This is a genomic window from Kiritimatiellaceae bacterium (assembly GCA_013141415.1).
Taxonomy (GTDB): domain Bacteria; phylum Verrucomicrobiota; class Kiritimatiellia; order Kiritimatiellales; family Tichowtungiaceae; genus Tichowtungia.
In genome coordinates, this window is record JABFQY010000004.1 from 1 (window position 1) to 17,915 (window position 17,915).

16 protein-coding genes and 1 tRNA gene are annotated in these 17,915 nt (G+C 55.9%); 6 read left to right on the forward strand and 11 right to left on the reverse strand.

The window, feature by feature from the left end:
- Positions 1-464: 464 nt before the first annotated feature.
- Positions 465-2,834, reverse strand: a complete 2,370-nt coding sequence (locus tag HOO88_06980) for a S8 family serine peptidase (protein NOU36497.1) — start codon at positions 2,832-2,834, stop codon at positions 465-467.
- A gap of 282 nt (positions 2,835-3,116) precedes the next feature.
- Positions 3,117-3,815: a hypothetical protein gene (locus tag HOO88_06985; GenBank protein ID NOU36498.1), complete on the reverse strand. Its 699-nt coding sequence runs from the start codon at positions 3,813-3,815 to the stop codon at positions 3,117-3,119.
- A gap of 80 nt (positions 3,816-3,895) precedes the next feature.
- Between HOO88_06985 and HOO88_06990 the strand changes: the two genes are divergently transcribed.
- The 3 genes from HOO88_06990 to HOO88_07000 all read left to right on the forward strand — a co-directional run bounded on the left by HOO88_06990 (position 3,896) and on the right by HOO88_07000 (position 4,731).
- Positions 3,896-3,971 (forward strand) — tRNA-Ala (locus HOO88_06990).
- Between the two features lie 7 nt (positions 3,972-3,978).
- Positions 3,979-4,500 (forward strand): tRNA (cytidine(34)-2'-O)-methyltransferase, encoded by a 522-nt coding sequence (locus HOO88_06995; GenBank protein NOU36499.1) that lies wholly within the window; start codon positions 3,979-3,981, stop codon positions 4,498-4,500.
- Between the two features lie 12 nt (positions 4,501-4,512).
- On the forward strand, positions 4,513-4,731 hold the full coding sequence (locus HOO88_07000) for a hypothetical protein (protein ID NOU36500.1): 219 nt from the start codon (positions 4,513-4,515) through the stop codon (positions 4,729-4,731).
- A 25-nt stretch (positions 4,732-4,756) separates the two neighbouring features.
- On the opposite strand, the gene alr is transcribed toward HOO88_07000, so the two are convergent.
- The 5 genes from alr to modA all read right to left on the reverse strand — a co-directional run bounded on the left by alr (position 4,757) and on the right by modA (position 9,651).
- A complete protein-coding gene (gene alr, locus HOO88_07005; protein ID NOU36501.1) occupies positions 4,757-5,851 on the reverse strand; it encodes an alanine racemase in 1,095 nt (364 codons plus the stop codon).
- Positions 5,852-6,153: 302 nt separating this feature from the next.
- Positions 6,154-6,585 (reverse strand): sulfite exporter TauE/SafE family protein, encoded by a 432-nt coding sequence (locus HOO88_07010; protein NOU36502.1) that lies wholly within the window; start codon positions 6,583-6,585, stop codon positions 6,154-6,156.
- Between the two features lies 1 nt (position 6,586).
- Complete coding sequence (locus HOO88_07015) at positions 6,587-7,231, reverse strand: ATP-binding cassette domain-containing protein (GenBank protein ID NOU36503.1); 645 nt, start codon at positions 7,229-7,231, stop codon at positions 6,587-6,589.
- Positions 7,228-8,031, reverse strand: a complete 804-nt coding sequence (locus HOO88_07020) for an ABC transporter permease (protein NOU36504.1) — start codon at positions 8,029-8,031, stop codon at positions 7,228-7,230. The genes HOO88_07015 and HOO88_07020 overlap by 4 nt, the downstream gene beginning before the upstream one ends.
- 114 nt (positions 8,032-8,145) lie before the next feature.
- Positions 8,146-9,651: a molybdate ABC transporter substrate-binding protein gene (gene modA, locus HOO88_07025; protein ID NOU36505.1), complete on the reverse strand. Its 1,506-nt coding sequence runs from the start codon at positions 9,649-9,651 to the stop codon at positions 8,146-8,148.
- Between the two features lie 94 nt (positions 9,652-9,745).
- On the opposite strand from modA, the gene HOO88_07030 reads away from it, so the two are divergent.
- From HOO88_07030 to HOO88_07040, 3 genes are all read left to right on the forward strand, one after another.
- Positions 9,746-10,291 (forward strand): sigma-70 family RNA polymerase sigma factor, encoded by a 546-nt coding sequence (locus HOO88_07030; protein NOU36506.1) that lies wholly within the window; start codon positions 9,746-9,748, stop codon positions 10,289-10,291.
- Positions 10,292-10,305: 14 nt separating this feature from the next.
- Entirely contained in the window at positions 10,306-10,674 is a 369-nt protein-coding gene (locus HOO88_07035; GenBank protein ID NOU36507.1) for a hypothetical protein, read from the forward strand.
- Positions 10,675-10,747: 73 nt separating this feature from the next.
- The gene (locus tag HOO88_07040; protein NOU36508.1) at positions 10,748-12,706 is read left to right on the forward strand and encodes a TonB-dependent receptor plug domain-containing protein; all 1,959 of its coding nucleotides are present in this window, start codon (positions 10,748-10,750) and stop codon (positions 12,704-12,706) included.
- A 1-nt stretch (position 12,707) separates the two neighbouring features.
- Here HOO88_07040 and HOO88_07045 read toward each other — a convergent pair whose 3' ends face one another.
- From HOO88_07045 to HOO88_07060, 4 genes are read right to left on the reverse strand one after another with little or no spacing between them, the layout of a single operon-like run.
- Positions 12,708-13,361, reverse strand: a complete 654-nt coding sequence (locus HOO88_07045) for an ABC transporter ATP-binding protein (protein ID NOU36509.1) — start codon at positions 13,359-13,361, stop codon at positions 12,708-12,710.
- A 4-nt stretch (positions 13,362-13,365) separates the two neighbouring features.
- The gene (locus tag HOO88_07050; protein NOU36510.1) at positions 13,366-14,652 is read right to left on the reverse strand and encodes an FtsX-like permease family protein; all 1,287 of its coding nucleotides are present in this window, start codon (positions 14,650-14,652) and stop codon (positions 13,366-13,368) included.
- A complete protein-coding gene (locus tag HOO88_07055) occupies positions 14,649-15,848 on the reverse strand; it encodes a hypothetical protein (GenBank protein ID NOU36511.1) in 1,200 nt (399 codons plus the stop codon). Before HOO88_07055 ends, HOO88_07050 begins: the two co-directional genes overlap by 4 nt.
- On the reverse strand, positions 15,835-16,947 hold the full coding sequence (locus tag HOO88_07060; protein ID NOU36512.1) for a hypothetical protein: 1,113 nt from the start codon (positions 16,945-16,947) through the stop codon (positions 15,835-15,837). Before HOO88_07060 ends, HOO88_07055 begins: the two co-directional genes overlap by 14 nt.
- Positions 16,948-17,915 lie beyond the last annotated feature (968 nt).

The window sequence follows — 17,915 nt, forward strand, 5'->3', positions numbered from 1 at the left end:
TTCGTTCAGTCGAAATGAACGCACTTTTAAATCAGCCGGACAGTCTTTTGAAACAGAGAAAGGAATGGATTATAAGCAGAAGCGGTTGACAGACTCCATAGAAGGCCCGGTCCCCGACCGGGCGTTCCTATACCGAAGATCATGCGAACTTGGTATCATTCACCTATTAAGGGTCGTCGGCCCGCTCCCTGCGGTCGCTCAAGACGCGAAGGCGCAGGAGTCCTGAAAACAACCTTTTTTGGCGTTCCTTGGCCCCGTCACTTTCGCAAGGGATGCGGCGGCTCTGCGGCCTGCGGTGAGCTTGTCGAACTCGCTTTGCGAGAAACAATTCCACTCAAAGTGATTTCAAGATGCCGGTACTGCCGGAACTCAGGCGAAGCCGTGGATCCGGCTATTAACACTCAGAAGCCGGATCTACGGGCGAATACGCCCTAAGGTCCGGCTGTACCTTTTGGTGCTTAAATCTATTGCGCCAGCCGGACGTCGATTTTATAGAACTGTCCGGCGCGATATACGGAATCGGTGTAACTGGACTGCGGAAAGGCTATATTGGTTTCCAATCCCTGAAAACTGTTCAGCAGGTTGCTGACTGAATAAACGGAATAGACTCGGCCTGAAACCGCGCTCCACCGGACAACGAAGCCGTTCCCTGCCCCGTCTTTCTCCAATCCAGTTGCCTTGAAGAAAGATGCTGCATTAGTCGGATTAAGACCGGCAATGTAACATTGGAGCACCGTGTTGACGCCGTTGGACGCAGTCGCGTTCGGGTTGGCATTGGTCGCCCCGCCGAAATATTGCGTCTCCCAGTCGTTCGGCAGGCCGTCATTGTCGGAGTCGTTACTTACAGCGCCTTCGGCAACCGATATCAGGTCAAGCGCGGTCTCCGCCTCCTGTCCAAAAAACTCACTGAAAAAGTACCGGAAGCGGATTTGTACATTCGTCATACCAGCATAAGCCAATAGGCTGACGTTCGTGCGAAACCATTGATCTCCTTGATTACCGAAAAGCAGCCGGGGATTGGCCCACGACACCCCGTTTGTTGAGACCTCAAGATAAAGCTGCCCGATGTTCGCGCCATACATGTGGTACGACCAACTGATCTCGGGGTTCACCAGAGCTTGAAAGTCGAAAGTTGTTTTCAATATTGCAGTTTTTGAGGCGTTGCCTCCTTGTACATACAGGTAGTACGTCCCGTCAGCCGCAGCCGACGGGCCGGTTCCGGGTAATGGAGTCGGCCCGCTATTGGTGATCCACGGCGTACTTCCTGTGTTATAACTCCAGCGTCCATAGCCGGTTTCAAAACTTTCGCTGTAAGGATATTTTCTAATTGGATAAAGCAAATCCAGCGAACGGCTGACGTTCAGGCGTCCTCCGGATACACATTTTCCGGAATAGGCCGGAAACTTATCAACGCCATCCATCAGCGCCTGTTTGCAGTCTAAATAGTTTAACCCGGGCTTCGCGCTGTACAGCAATGCAATCGCCCCGGCCACTTGCGGAGCGGCCATAGAAGTTCCGCTTTTTGTGGCAATACCACCACCCGACACGGTGCTTAAAATTAAACTGCCCGGAGCGACGATGTCCACCGTGGTTGCGCCGTAGCTTGACGTGCCCGACAACACCTCGGAACTGGTGCTGTTGGCTACTGCAATGACATTGGGGAGATTAACCCCCGCTGGCTGATAGGCTGTTACATCGTTATTCGCCGTGTCATTACCGGCAGCGGCAACAAACAGAACTCCCTTGCCATTCTGATAATCGATCCCCTCATAATAACTGCTTCCACTACCCGGCCCGCCATACGAATTAGAAGTGACCTTGGCTCCTTTATCAGCCGCATATTTCATAGCCAGCACCGCTTTGGTTGAGATCACAAGCATGTTTGTATAGCTTGGGAAATACTCAAAAGGCTTCAGCGCCATAATGGCCACGTTCCAGCAAACCCCCGCAACCTGATTTGAGTTGTTGCCAATAGCTCCGGCAATTCCGGCGCAATGCGTACCGTGCCCGCTGACACTGAAGCGACCGTCATAATCGGCGTCGCCATTATCGTCCGGATTGTTATCGCCCGAACCCACTGTCCCATCCCCCCGTCCAAAATCCCAGCCGATCCAGTCATCGACGTATCCGTTATGGTCGTCATCAATACCGTTTGTGGCTAACGCTCCGGCTTCGCCGGGGTTACGCCAGAGGTGCGCCGCCAAATCGGGGTGGTCGAGATCTATCCCTGTGTCAATGATGGCGATGATGATGTTCGTACTGCCGGTTCCGCTATCCCATGCCTCCGGACAGGCAATCCGCTGTTTATCCCATTGCGAAGCCCAGTTCGTATCGTTCGGAATCGCTGAGGGGAAATCGATCGAATCGACATAGGTGCGCAGAACCAGATTGGTTTCTTTTTCGTACACGGACATCATTTCCGGAACTCCGTCCAGCGAAGGCGTCGCAAGCTGAATCATAAAGATGTCCGGAAACCCTGTGTCTGAAATAATCCGGGTGCCGAGCGATGCATTCAGCGTCTCCAGTTCGGCCTGTGTACAGCCGGGCCGCAGTTTGACCATAAAATGGTCGGCCACGATCAGAGTCTGGCGCACAACAACGTATGCGTCCTTTGCGGCATCATAACGCACCAGTTCCTCAATGCGATGGTATGGATAACTTCCGCCGCCGTTCACTAAGAATAACCGCCGCACCTCACCGTTCCCTATATCCGCCACACGCCGTTCCAGAACAATTTTTGCCGACAGCTGATCCACGTTCACCCGTCCTGACCCGGTTTCCGGAAAAACGGATCCATTAAGAATATCGCTAAGACGGGTTTGTTTTATTTCCACTGCGCCATCGGAAACATGGCTTGGATCCGGCGAGTCCAACCCGACCGACCGCGCCTGAGTTAAAGTCGGCCGAGATGCGCTTTCCTTGCCAGTCAAACTGAGGTGCCGCAATCCGAAAAGCATCAGAAGGCACACAACGGAAATCAGTAATACGGATTTGAAAAAATTCATTCTCACCCTCATTAGCGGCCCGCATCGTACCACTTAGCGTATGAAATGTTCGAGAGATAAAATCCCAAGTGTGCCGCCTGAACGATGCAATCATTCCACTCCTCAGAGCGATTATCGTTGCGGTAGCATCGGCTTCAGACAGCTCCAGCCGGAACACAGGGCCATCCATACCCATTTATAAGCCGATAGAGTTTCTGTCCACACCGAGGTTCCCGCTTCGCGAAAGGTCGGCGCGCCGATTACAATCATCCAAACCGCCGCGAAAAACAGGTTGGCCAGATAGATGACCGAATAGGAAAACAGCCGCCCGTTTTCCTGCACGTCCGGCTGGCGCTGGGTCAGCATATAAACCGTGAACGTGACATGAAATCCCCATGTCAGTCCGACCGCCGCCAGCCACCACGGTTCGTAGGCACGCAAGTCGGTAAAGGCTCCGGCGATATACCAAAGCGCGATCACCAGTCCGGTGTAGAACGGAAAAAAGTACGGCGCGAGCGAGATGATGAAATTGCTTTTGGAAAGCATGACGTGGCCACCGGTTTTCCCGACTTTCATTTTTCCGACCTTGGCACCCATCAGCATTCCCCAGACTGCATGAGTCAATTCGTGTGCCAGCACGTAGGTACGGAAGGGTCGCGGCAGAAGAAAAAATCCAATAACCGATAAAACGAAACCGGCGGGCAGTGCCCAGACTGTCCAGCCGGAAGTCCCCGTCGGGAGTGCGCTGAGCAGACTGAAAACGGATCGGGAACAGGCCCAGCAGAGCGGCAGAAGCAGTAAACCGATGATGAATTTGAGAAACTTTTTCACCGGGAAAAATTAGCAGGCTCAATGATTATTGACACTCCAAAAAACATCACGTATAAACCCAGCTTCTTTCGACCTTTTGTGGGGGTATAGCTCAGTTGGTAGAGCGCTTGAATGGCATTCAAGAGGTCAGGAGTTCGACCCTCCTTACCTCCACCACTTAATCATGAGGCCAAGACACCAGATTAGTTTTCGCTGGCCAAACCCGCCCTTCAACATCGTGCTGGTCGAGCCGGAAATTCCACAGAACACCGGTAATATCGCCCGTCTCTGCGCTGCAACCGGCACCGTTCTTAATCTAATTGAACCGCTGGGATTCCGGCTGACCGACCGGGAGGTAAAACGCGCCGGACTCGATTACTGGGATGCCGTTGAAATCCGCCGGTTTCAAAACCTTGAAAAATTCGAGTCGGATTTTTCCAAACACCGGAAGATTTTCTTCAGCACGTCTGGGCATCGAAACTATACCGAGGCGGAATACCGGCCCGGCGACTGTCTGATCTTTGGCAGCGAAAGCCGCGGCCTGCCGCTGGAACTGCTCGAATCTCATCCGGATGATGTTTTCAACATTCCCATGAAGCTGGAAAACGTCCGCTCACTCAACCTTGCCAACGCCGCTTCGATCGTCCTCTACGAAGCTCTTCGGCAGTCACAAGGTTTTGCTTGTACAGAAACCACAAAACGGTAGTCTGTGAGCAGTATGATGTTCGCAATCAAACCCAATCGGCATGCGTGGCTCTGGTGGCTTTCCGCTGTGACTCTCTCCGTAGGAATTGCAGTTTATATCCTGCTCAAACCGGCGGAATATAATATGGAAATTCAGCGCTTCCGATCCATTGCTCTGGTTTCGGGAATCTTCATTTCAGGACTGTGCATCATCATCGGCACATCCCGCCGCTGGTTCGGAAAAGGTCTGTAAAGTTCCCGCCGGAAACCTCCGCCCTCTAAATATATTTTCTCTCCAGCGAAGCATGAATGCTGGTGAGAATTTCGTACGGAATGGTTCGGCAGATTTTTGACAGTTCATCGGCCCAGATTGATTCCTCGCCCTGTTCACCGATCAGAACCGCCTCGTCGCCCGTTTTCACTCTGGCATCCAGACCGACATCCGCCGTGATCCAGTTCATGCTGACACGTCCGACCACAGCACAACGCCGACCGCCGATCAGCACGTCACCTTTGTTGCTCAGCGCGCGGTTATAGCCGTCGGCATAGCCGACCGCCAGCGTGGCAATCTGGGTAGGATACTCCGTGCGGTAGGTGCCGTAATAACCGACTGCAAAATCGGCCGGTACTTTTTTGACCTGCACCACCCTCGCCTTCCACTGCAAAATCGGCCTGGTTTGGAACCGTCCTTTCGGATCGTTCGCGCCGTACCCGTAGAGAACGATTCCCTGCCGAACGCCGTTCAGATCCCAATCGGGGAAATAGAGCGCGGCACGGCTGCTCGAAAGGTGTTTAAAAACCGTAGAAGGCAAAACGTTCAGCACGTCATGGAACTTCGCCGCCTGCGCCGAAGCATGATCCGGCTGATCCGGGTCAACCCGGGCAAAATGGCTGCAAACGCCCGCCCATTCGAGACCGCCCGCTTCGTCCAGCGCGTTGACGACGGCTCCCGCTTCGTCCCACTGCACACCAAGGCGCCCCATGCCGGTGTCCACTTTCAGGTGCACCGGAAGCGCCATCCCTCTGGCGCGTGCGGCTCCGGCCAATGCCAGACCGTGTTCAAGACAGGTAATCACCGGGAAAATCCGTTTTTCTAAAAGCTCACTGACATGCTCCGGCATCACCAGTCCCAGCACCAGAATATTCACATCCGGCAGGGCGGCGCGGATCTTGAGTGCTTCATCAAGGAAGGCGACCGCGAACCAGTTGATGCCTTCTTCGGCGGCCGCTTTAGCCGTCGGAACCAGCCCGTGCCCGTAGGCGTCGGCCTTGACGACCAGTATCACAGCCGTTTCGGCAGGAATCGCAGAACGCAGTGCACGCACATTCTGCTTCAGGCGTCCCAGATCAATTTCAATCCATGAATGATTCACTCACGATGCTCCCAATTCATATTTCATAGCACGGGTGTCCGGTAAACAGTTGAAAATCCAGACGGCTCGAAAGAGTTCCTTTATTGTTCGTTCGTCAAAAGCCAACAACCAAGGGGGTCTCGATCCATGGGATACGAGCCTACGGTTTTCAATCAGCTGTTCAATTTTATTCCGAGACATCCTTTCCAGAAATCGACTGACCTGCCCCCATGGACGGGACAGGTTCTAATGAGAGTCCAGCACGGTTAGTTTTTCGCTCATTGGATGCTTTGCATGCCGCTACGTCCGCTTCGTGGTTCGTGTTAACCGGTTTTATCCGACGAATCTTCAACGGTCTGTCCATGCGATGATTTGTCAGCCGGGTTGGAGTAGGATTTCATGAACATGTGAATGCCGGTGATAATGATGAAAACGGCAAACATCCGTTTGAGTACCGCGTCGGAAATTCCGAAAACAATCTGTGACCCGATCACGGCACCGACCACTCCGCCGACAGCGAGCAGGCCGAGCAGTTTAAGATTCATTTCGACTTCCGGATTGAAGTAATAGCGGAGCGCACCGACCAGCGCCATCGGCACCATCAACGCCAGCGCCATGCCCTGCGCGCTTTTCTGGCCGAAGGCAAAGGCAATGGTGAGAATCGGAATCATCAGAATGCCGGAACCGACTCCGAACATGGAACTCAGGATTCCGGCGGCCAGTCCGGCGATGATGTAAAGATACCACTGTTCCATTTCAGGACTCCTCTCGCGTTATTTTTCCGTCCTTCAACACAAAAACCGCATCGGCCAGCTCACGCGCCTCGACCGGATTGTGCGTGATGTGCAAAGCGGTGACGCCGCTTTCGACCTGTACGCGCCGGAGCAGTTCATACATTTCGCTGCGCGTCCCTTCGTCCACTGCGCTCAGCGGTTCGTCGAGCAACAGAATCTGCGGACGGAACGACAGGGCGCGGCCCAGCGCGACGCGCTGGCGTTCGCCGCCGCTCAGTCCGAACGGACGGCGGTGCAGCAGGTGCGTAATGCCGAGCAGTTCGGCCAGTTCCTGTACGCGCTGTTCGACGGCTTCGCGTTTTTCGTGCCTGATTTCCAATGCAAAAGCAAGATGCTCACGCACCGTCATGGTGGAAAACAGCGCGCCGTCCTGCGGAACATAACCGATGCCGCGCGCCGCCGGACTGGCGTTTGTAACGTCATTCCCAGCCAGAAAAATCTTTCCGCTTTCGACCGGCTTCAGTCCGATGATGGCTTCAAGCAATGTCGTCTTGCCGGAGCCGGTACGGCCCATCAGTGCGCCGTAGCAACCGGCAGGCACATGGAGCGAGACTTCCGCGATGGAGAAGCCGCCGGCGCGCACCGTTATATTTTCAATACGGATCATACCATCACATCCCTTGAGCCCCAGATGCGGGTGATGAGCAGTACGACGACTGCCGCAAAGACCATGATGAGCGAAACGGCGACCGCCGCTTCCAGATCGCCAATGCTCATTTCGAGAAAGACGGTGGTGGAAAGCACCTCGGTTTTATTGCGGGTGGCTCCGGCGAAAATGAGCAGCGGGCCGAATTCGCCAAGGGCGCGGGCCCACGCGAGCGTAAACGCGGTGAGCATGCCCCGGCCCGCCTCCGGCAATGCCACACGCATAAATGACTGTGCCCGCGAACAGCCGAGTGTGAGCGCAACCTGTTCGCAGCGCGGGTTGATTCCGTCGAAGGTCGCTTTCATCGTGCGGATCGCGAACGCGGCGGCGACAGCGAACTGCGCCAGAATCACCGCAGGCACCTGATAAACGATCAGTTCGTTCAGTGACTTCCCAATGCCCGGAAGCCTCGCGGTGAACGGCCAGAATTGGAAAAGGATGAGCAGACTCAGCCCGACCACCAGCGGCGGCAGGACAATTGGAATATCCAGAACGGCATCCACCAGATTCCGGCCGCGGAACTTGAGGCGGGCAAGCAGCCAGCCGATCGGCACGGCGACAAAAACGGAAAGAATGGCCGAAAGCGTACAGGAGATCAGGCTGAGCGTAATCGAATAACGGATTTCCGGTTTGGCCAGCGCACGTAGAATCGGATTTTCGAAAAGGAATTTATGCCAGTCCGAGCCCTGCACCATGTAGGCCGCATCGCCCAGCAGCAGCAGAATAATCAGAAGAACATACGTGCCGCCGATAACGCTCATGCACAGGATAAAGAGCGAATCGGAAAGTCCTGTCCGCGTTTTGGTTTTCTGCGTCATTTCACCGGCATCGTAGCGTTTTTTCCGCAAAGCGCGAAAAGGAAATCGGCCGTCTGGTCACTTTTTCAGCCGGAAGTTGAATCCGGCGTCTTCAAAGCGCTTTTCGGACGCCGCGATTTTTCCGAACAGGCGGCGTCCAAGAAATTTATGTTCGCTGGAACACGCCACACTGAAAGGCTGAACGGCGATCGCAAACGGCGAGTCGATCCGGATCACGTCCACTTTATCGCTTTCCGATTTGGTGTCGGTGATATAGGCGATCGCCGCATCAACCGACTTGGTCGTCACCGCCGGTATCAGCATGGCGGACGACGCCGTCTGCGTCACCACGTTGCTCATGACACTGCCGTACACATTCATCTTCTCCAGCATGATGCGAGTCAGTGCGCCGATCGTGCACTGTTCGGGCTGGCCGACGGCAATGCGGATATTTTCTTTGGTGAGATCGGCGACGCCTTGAATATTTTTCGGATTTCCTTTCGGCACGGCAATCACGATAGCCGCGTCGGAAACGTCGATATCTTCCTGAAACCAGTCGCGGACGTTGTTGAGATAGTAGCGGTCACACGCCATGTAAACGTCGGGAAACCCCGCGCTGCCCTCTTTCTGTTTAATGACCTTCATCTGTCCGGTAAGGGTTCCGCATCCGTTATAAATGGTGTTCACCGTGACGCCTTCGCGTTGTTCAAATTCTTTTACGGTGGCATCCACAGCCCGGCGGTTCACCGATCCGCAGAAAAAAGTAATCTCCGGATGTGCGGCCCAGACATCGCCGTCAACGGCCTCGAAGCCGCACGTTTTGAACACTTCGTTTCCGATCTTGCTGTTGAGCCAGCGGGCGAAACGCAGCGCGGCGGTCGGCTGCTCGCTGGAGTTAAGTACCGCGACACTGACTTCATCGCGCACGGAATCGAACAGCGGTACGTTCACCGCTTCCAGCTCCGGATACTGCGCCGCCGTGGCATCCCAGATGATTCCGGCATCAACCGCGCCCAGCTTCACATCGTTGGCCACATCCGGAACGGTCGGCTTAAAAACTCCGTTCTGCTCAACCTGTTTTTTCACGGCATCCCAGATACCGGCACGTTCCAAAAGCTGTTTGGTTTGTTTACCAACCGAGGCGGATTCCGGATTGCCAAGCGCAAGGCGAACGCCGGACTGAAGCAAATCTTCCAGCCGCCGGATATTTTTCGGGTTTCCCTTCGGCACAGCAATGACCGGATGCTGGTAAGCCAGCGGAAGGACTTCGGCAATCAGCCCTTTCTTCGCCGCGAGCTCGATATAGCTGTGATCGGCGGCAACGTAGAGGTCGCCCTTGCGGGACACTTCGATATTGCTGAGAAGCGTGCCGGAACCGCCGTACTGAATCTGAATCTTCACGCCGGATTCAAATTCGTACCGCTTCGCCAGTTCAACAACCGGCGGCTTGACGCCGGCCGCGCAATAAACCAGCAGCGGGTTCCCGCCGGAGGCGGTCTCGTGCGGTTTCGAAATCAGAAAAAGCAGTGCAGCCAGTACCGCCGCAAGTATCAATCCGGCCCAGACAATTCGTTTCCCTGTCATCACGTTCTCCTTGTTTTGAGTTAATACGTTTCCCGGAGAACAAAAAAGACATTTTACTTGTGGAAAAATTCAGCTTTCGCCACCGTCTGCCTCCATGCCGCACACCGATCCTACAGCCACAGACGAAGCGCTGATGCTGCGTTTCCGCGATACGCTCGACGACGCCGCATTCGACGTCCTTATGGATCGGTACTACGGACGGGCACTGACCATCGCCGGAAGCCGCATCTTTGACCGTTCGCTGGCGCAGGACGCCGTGCAGGAAACGTTTATCCGGATGGTTCGCGAACGGAAAAAATACGACGGACGGAAATTTTCGCCGTGGTTCTATACGATCCTGCGCAATATCTGCACCGACTTCGTCCGGCGCGAAATGCGCCACCGCGATAAAATGGATGCGCTGTCCGTTGTAATCCCGGACGATGCGCCGTCAGACAAACGGAATGATTTTGATGAACTGATTGCCGCACTGCCGCCGACGGATCGCGAGCTTCTGGTTTACCGCTATGTGCAGGGCCTTTCCTTTCAGGAAATTTCGGAACTGATGGACATTACTGAGGACACCGCCAAGAAGCGCGGACAGCGGGCTCTGCAAAAACTCCGTGATACATTTGTCCCCCCGGACGGCGAGAGAGCGTAGTGAAGGACGGAACCATGAAAACAACCGAACAGCGTTTACAGGAATCCGTGGACAACCGGAACGACGGACTGGCTGAAGTCCGTGCCCGTCTGCACCGCGAGATCGCGGCGGAACGGCTTCGCGGCCGCTTCATTCTGTTTACAATTCCCCGTCCGCTTCGTGCCGCAGCCGCGCTGGCAGTCATCGGGCTGGGAACATTCCTCCTCTGGCAGACCACGCATAAAAACTGCGCTCTGCCGCTCTGCCCGCACTCCGCAAAAATCGAAAGTGCTGAACGCTTCATTGCCTCCGGCAAAGCGGTTCCGGAGGATTTTATTCTCAATCCGGAGCGCTACGACCGCATCTGCCACTGCTCGCCGCGCTATTCCGGCAGCCTCCGCTGAAAAATACCGTAAGATGTCCCTTATTTAACTTCCTCACCGTATTGGTGGAAAACCAAACGGAGAGGTGCCCTTCATGTTCAGAAAACTGTTTTGTGCTGTGCTGGTCTGTGCCGCTGCCGGATTCGCTGAAAACACCAATGTTTTCTTGGGTGAAAAAATAACGGTTTCCGCCGACAAACCGGTTCGTAATCTGCTCACAACCCCGGCGGCGGAATCCGTCGCGCTGGAAATTGCGACATCAACTGTCGATAGCGAAGACATCAAAAATCAGGATGCCGCGACGTGGAGCGATGCGCTGAAATTCGCGCCGGGCGTGCTCACCGAAACCCGCGGACGCAAAAATAAAAGCTTCGTCTCGTTCCGCGGGCAGATTTATCCGTATCCCGACTTTGCTATGAACGGCATCTGGCAGCGTGAATCCCGCGATATGACCTACACCCTGCCCGCTTCGCAAATCGGCAGCATCGAAATCGTCCGCTCCAGTGGCACCCTGCTGATGGGTTTGGCCGACATTGTTGGTGTGATCAACGTTCTGCCGAAAAAATATGATAAGCCGACCACGATGATCGAAGGCGAGATCGGCACGTTCAACACCTGGCGTACCGGCATCGCAAACGGGAACACCACGAGCAACGGCTGGTACACCGTCGGCGCGACCGCCAACGGTACGGACGGCCCCGGCGGACGCAACGCCGCCGAGCAGGCCCAAACGGTTTACGGTTACGGCGGAGTGCAGGCCAACGATCAGCTTTATCTCGAAGGTCAGTTCATCGCCATGCAGGGCTCGCGCGAGCTGATGACACCGGAACCGGACGGCCCGGCGCAGACCACGCTCAAAACCCGGCTTGAAAAATATGATCCGTTCCATGCGTACTCAGCGGGCGGCAAAGCGGTTTTCAAAGAGTCACCCAAGGCTTCGACGGAACTTTCCGGTTACTATACCTCGCGCTCCTATAATTTCATCAACCTCACCACTCCCGCTCAGAATGCGCTGGAACGCGACTATGAATACGGCGCGCAACTGATGCAGGCGCTGGAACTGACGGAGGCCAATACGCTGCGCTTCGGCGGCGTCTATAACCGCTGGGTCTGCCCGAACGGAAAAGATTTTTATGTCGGCGCGCCGCAGGATGTTGAAACCGGCGCCGCTGTACTGACCGACGAACACCGGTTCGACAAGCTGACTCTGGACGCCGGAGTACGGGTCATGCGCAACTACTACAATCAGTTTTCCGGCGCCAGCTATGACATCAGCGGCGTCAGTCGGGATTTTCCAACCGTTGAAAACCAATGGGGCGATCCGCTACTGACCGGAACGCTCGGCGCGAAATATAAAATCACCGACGAGGTTTCGCTCTACAACCATCTGGCGGCAGGTCAGCGGGCCAAAGAACCCGGCGCATTGAAAAAAGACGGCACCGACCTCGCCGACGAAATGCGCGTGATGTACGACGCCGGTGTGCAGATTGAAAGCAAAGATAAAGGCATGGTCAAACTCGGCGGCTTTTATGTCATGCGGAAAGACGCCGTCACCAAAACGGGTTCGGCAGCAACGAATACGATAACCGGCGACACGTTCTATTTTTCCGACAATCAGGATGTCAAACAGTACGGTCTTGAGTTTGAAACCCGTTCCGCGCCGATCGGCGGCATCGCCACCCTCTTCTTCAGTGCCACGGCCATGGACTCGCAGCTGAAGCCGATCGGAAGTTCAGACTATGTGGACTATCGGGAAATTCCGAACTGGATTCTCAGCGGCGGAACCTACATGCAATACGGTCCGTTCGATTTCAGTCTGGTCGGTAAATATGTTTCGTCCTTCGAAAACAACCGGTTCGCGCAGGATAAACAGTACCATCCGCTGGGAGACTTTCTCGATCTGAACGCCACCGCCGGTTACAGCTTCGGAGCAAAGCGGAATACCCGCATCTACGTTTCCGTGCAAAATCTGCTGGATCAGGAATATTCCACCGTCGTCGGCTACGACAATCCCGGCGCGCAATTCCGCTTCGGCGTTCAACACGAATTTTAAATTACCGGAATGATCCGGCGGTCATCTGCATCGTGCGAGTGGCGCAGTCTGCAGCGGCAGCATCGTGTGTCACCAGCAGCACCGCCCCGCCTTCGTCTGCGAAGGCCTTCAGCGCGTTGAGAACAATCCCGCCGTTCTCCGGATCGAGATTACCGGTCGGCTCGTCGGCTAAAAGAAGTTTTGGCCGATTGAACAATGCGCGGGCCAATGCGGTGCGCTGGCGTTCGCCAATGCTGAGTTGGGCCGGAACATGATGTGCGCGGTGTCCCATCCCGAAACGGGCCAACAATTCCTGCGCCCGGTCATGGCTTCTGGAATCCTTCTTCACCACGGAAGGAAGCAGAACGTTGTCGAGTACGCTGAGGTACGGAACGAGATGGAACTGCTGAAAGACAAACCCGATCTTCTCCGACCGCAGTGCACTGCGGTCGTTCGGAGAGAGTGAATACGGATCATTCCCGTCAATGGAAACCGAACCTTGCGTCGGTCTCAAAAGCGTTCCGGCAGCCAGCAACAGCGTGCTTTTGCCGCATCCGCTCGGCCCGCGGATGGCGACCACTTCACCGGAGTTGACGGTGAACGATACATCGTTCAGCGCGGTTACTTTTCCCTGCGGCCCGTTGAATACTTTGGTGACATTTTCAAATTTCAGCATGGGATCACTCCTCTCTCAAAACATCAGCGGGATCGGTTTGTGCGGCGATGAGCGCCGGAATCCAGCCGGAAATCATCATCAGTCCGACGGCTCCGGCCATGGAAATCAGCAGATTGAATACGCTCCAGACGGAGGCGGCATCGGCTGCCGAAAGTCCGTCCATACCGGCGGTACGCGCGCCGCAAAGCAGTGCGGCGGCGGCATAGCCGAGCGCTCCGCCGGCAAGGCCGACCAGCAGGTTCTTGCCGATAAACAGCAATAGAAGAGAATGAGTACGGAAGCCGATGGTGCGCAGCATTCCGATTTCACCGCGCCGATCGCGCACATCGCTGAAGGTGAGCAGACCGATCCAGCCGCCGCACAGCAGGAGCATAAGCGGAACGAGAAGCGCGGCGAACCGCTGGCGCTGAAGCTGAAGCTGGCGCTGTTTTTCTTTTTCCGCAGCGAGCTGGCGTGTGGTTTCCTCACCGGCACGAATCCGCGCTTCGGCTCGGGCAATCACTTTGGTGCCCATCTCGACAACCTGCGTGCCGGGGAGAATACCGGTGACTTCGCCGCGAATCTGATCCAGCGCATCCGCGCCGACGCAGAGACATTCCAGCGCCAGCAGCGAAGAAATCTGCCCCTTCATGTCGAGCAGTTCCTGCGCATCTTTCAGGTGAATCCAGGCGGTGATGTCATCTTTGCTTCCGCGCGCTTCGTGCAGGCGGTGGATTTTAAATTCCCGGCCCATCAGTTTAACGGTCTGGTTGCTGGTGATGCCGAGCGAATGGTGCAGTTCATAGCCGATAACGATCGTTCCTTCCGGCACCGGCTGAATCAGCGGCGCGCGCGGATTTTTGTAAAGGTCGGCCGCTTCGCCGCGCGTGCCGATCAGCACCATATTGCGTCCGGTTTCCGGCCAGACGATCCGCTTCTGAAGCATCGGCAGAATATGCTGAACGCTGACGATGCCGGACTTGACCAGCTTGTCGCCGTACGATTCGGGCAGCGTAAAGCGGCTCTCCTGATCAATGTACCACTGCTTCAAATCAACCTGTTCCGGCAGAATCAGCAGATTAAAACTGAGTTTCAGCGTGGCCTTGCGCATTTCATCGCGCAAGACGGCTCCGGCTTCGGCGGTCTGCTTTTCCCGCTCGGCCAGCAGAGTGCGGGCGGCGCGGTCGTGCAGACGCAGCAGCGTCAGCGCGGCGGTCAGCGCGGCGGCGGCGATGGCGACGGCCAAAAGCGCGGCGAGTGTACGGCGCAGGCGGTAGAACAGTTCGCGGCGAATCAATGTAAAGAGTTTCATGGTTCACCTCTCAGAATATCGGCAGGATCGCGGAGGACGGCCCGCCAGACTGGACGAAAACTTCCTGCCAGCGCAATCAGGAGCGAGCATGGAAGCAGTAAGACAAAAAGTTTAACCGGCATACCGCGCGCCACGGCGGCACTGATCAGCAGCCCGGCCGTTCCGCCGAGCAGTCCGAGCAGTGCCGCGCGCATCAAAAAAACGGCGGCGACGTAGCCGGATGAAAACCCGAGCGAGCACAGCGTACCGATCTCAGCCGTCCGGCGCGCCGTGTTGTCAGCCGTCAGCAGGTAAATCCACGCGATACACGCCAGCAGGATGAACGGAATCAAAATACCAAGCGTGCGCTGAACCGAACGGCGCATCTGTTCCCGCGCCGCCTGTTCGTTCGCAATTTGCGCGGCGCCCTTTTCTTCAACCTGCCGGATCGCGGTAACTTTGGCTAGCACTTCGGAGCCTTTTTCAATCACCTGTGTGCCGGGAAGAATTTTTCCAACCTCTTCTCGGATTCGTTTTACGTCGCGCCATGCGGCTCGGCATTGCAGGGCGCGGATTTCGCTGATTTGCCCCGCTTTACCGAGAAGTTCCTGCGCGGCAGCCAGCGGCAGTGTCAGCGTGACATCATCGGCGGCGGCTTCCTGCAACATGACATTGCGAACGATAAACGTCCGGCCCATCAGCTGAAGTGTGTCGCCGCTTTTCAAAGAAAGACCGCGGGAAATTTCGGTGCCGATGTCAACCTGTCCGGCAGGCACAGCCTCACTTCCGCCGGTTCCGGCGAGAATGATTGTCCACTGCGTTTCGGGCCAGCGGATTTTCTGCCGCAAAACCGGAATCAGTTGTTCGATCGTGACCAGTCCGCTTTTTTCCAATGTCTGCACATAGGATTCGGGCATGGTGCGCGCGGCGTAGTCGTCGCCGTACCAGTCGGCCAGGTTCTGCCCTGCTGGTAAAATGACGATGTTGAAGCCGAGATGCTCCATGGCACTCACGGTATCGTCTTGAAGCCGCTGAATCTGCGTCTCAAGTTCCGCCTGTCGGGCGGCGAGTATTTCGCCGGTGTGCCGATCGTACGCGCCGAGCAAAAGTAGCGAACCGCTCAGCACGGCTGTTGCCAGCAGGACGGAAAGTACGCCCAGCAGGAAGTTCACCCGGCGGTGTAGCAGTTCGCGGACAGTGAGTTTAAGAAGATTCATGATTACGTTTTTTGCGAAGCAATACCCATGTGGCGCCGCCAAGGCCGCCCAGCACGACTACAATGAATACGCTCAGAACCGCGCCAAAGAGACGGTGCTCTGTTTTTCCGGCGGTTCCGGTGGCGCCGTTGGTTGCGCTCAGCAAAGTTCCCATCTCGGCGGACGGACTCTTGAGCGGCGGAAGTTCGGCATCAAAAACATATTCCTGTTTGATTCCGCCGACCCAATCCACCGGAATCAAAATATCGAAGCCTGGATTCTGCGATTTAACTTCGCACGAGCAGGCACCGGTCAAAAACTGAACCACCTTCTCGATGTACGGTCCGGCGACATACTCGTCCATCATCAGCACCGCCGCCCGCCCCTGCCCGAAAACTGGAACAACGATCGGCCCGCTGTTGGTGGCAATAGAAGAAGACACCTGCGTGAGCATCGCCAGTAAAGGCGCTTCCTGCCGGTTATCGCGACGAAGCTCCAGTACGGAAAATTTCAGCTTCGGCGGTTCCTTACCTGCGGCTTTCGCTAGTGCCAGAAAATCCTCATTGTACTGAACCGTCGTTTCGAGCTCGCGTAACTTCGCATTCAGCATTTCATGAATGGCACGGTTCCGTTCCGCATCGCCGCCCGGAATAAAAACCCAGACCGCGGCATCACCGTCAAGCAAACGCCGGGCAATTTCCAGCCGGGCTGGCGACATGATCATCCGGTTCAGCGCATTCGTGGTGAGGTCATCGCTCCAGACGACGGTGTCCATGCGCATAAATTCCGGATAAAGCAGAGCGACGCACGGCGCGGCGCGGTTCGTCGGAAGCCCGGCCCGCACAGCCGCGGCCAGCCGGTTGGTTGCAGAAATATCATATTCATCGACAATCAGCGGTGATGAGCGGTAACCGGAGGTTTCATACACTCTAAACCCGGCAACAACCTGCTGCTGATCCTCCGTCAGAGTGCCATTCGAAAAAACAACCAGCCGGTACGGGTCGGCCTCCCAGCGTTCAATCGCATACCGGAATACCGGCGTGCTGCACGCCAGAGTGATTGTGGCGGACAGTAACACCGCCGATAGAACAACCCGCTTTTTAAATCGAATATTCATCATGATATCTCTCCCGCCGAAATTTCATCAAGGTAGTATATCAATCGGATCAGATCGTGCCAGCTAATTGGCGGATTGCGGGACGCGTCGGGCTCCGTCGAGAAGTTTTCCACCACCGAGGTCACAGAGGTTCACGGAGGAGTTTTGCTCTGGCGACAGGCGCTACGTATCGCAACCCTTCGCGGGCGTCACAGCCCGGGCGGTTGCCTTGTAAATTCCATATCCGAAGTTTGTAGGCCCGCTGCCCTCAGCGGGCGTTTGCGCCGGATGAGGGCATCCGGCCTACAGATGAAATACAAAATATGGTGGAACGTGATCGCCTGCATTGAATAAAACATTCCTCGCAGAGAGGTTGAGGGCGCAGAGGGAATTCGCTCTGCGACAGGCGGGACGCCTGCGGTACGTATCGCAACCCTTCGCGGGCGTCACAGACCGGGCGGTTGCCTTTTAAATAACGCAGAGAATTGTAGCCGCGATCCACGATCGCGGAACCGAGGTCAAGGACCTCGGCTACAAGGTGGAACGGGCTCGCCTGCCCTGAGTTTGTATCGAAGGGGCCGAGCACGTTCAAAACGCGCCGGGACGTCGCGTTCCACCCAACAGCCTGAATCGAAATGTAGGCCGGGTGACCTCACCCGGCGAATAATTTCAACGATCTGAAAATGTGGAAGCGGCATCCCTGCCGCTGGCCGGAAGTTGAGGTGAGCGGAAGCGCCCGCCCTGAGTTTGTATCGAAGGGCCGCGCACGCTTAATTTTAAAACGCGCCGGGACGTCGCGTTCCACCCACAGCCTGAATAGGAACTGTAGCCGCGATCCCTGATCGCGGAACCGAGGTCAAGGACCTCGGCTACAAAGGTAGAACCATTTGCACCTGATACTGGTGTGCCTCTGAACCTTTGTCTCTTTTCCGCTTTTCCCGATAAACTCTTTGCCACCCGCCCATCATCCTGCTAGAAACTGCCTGTCCATA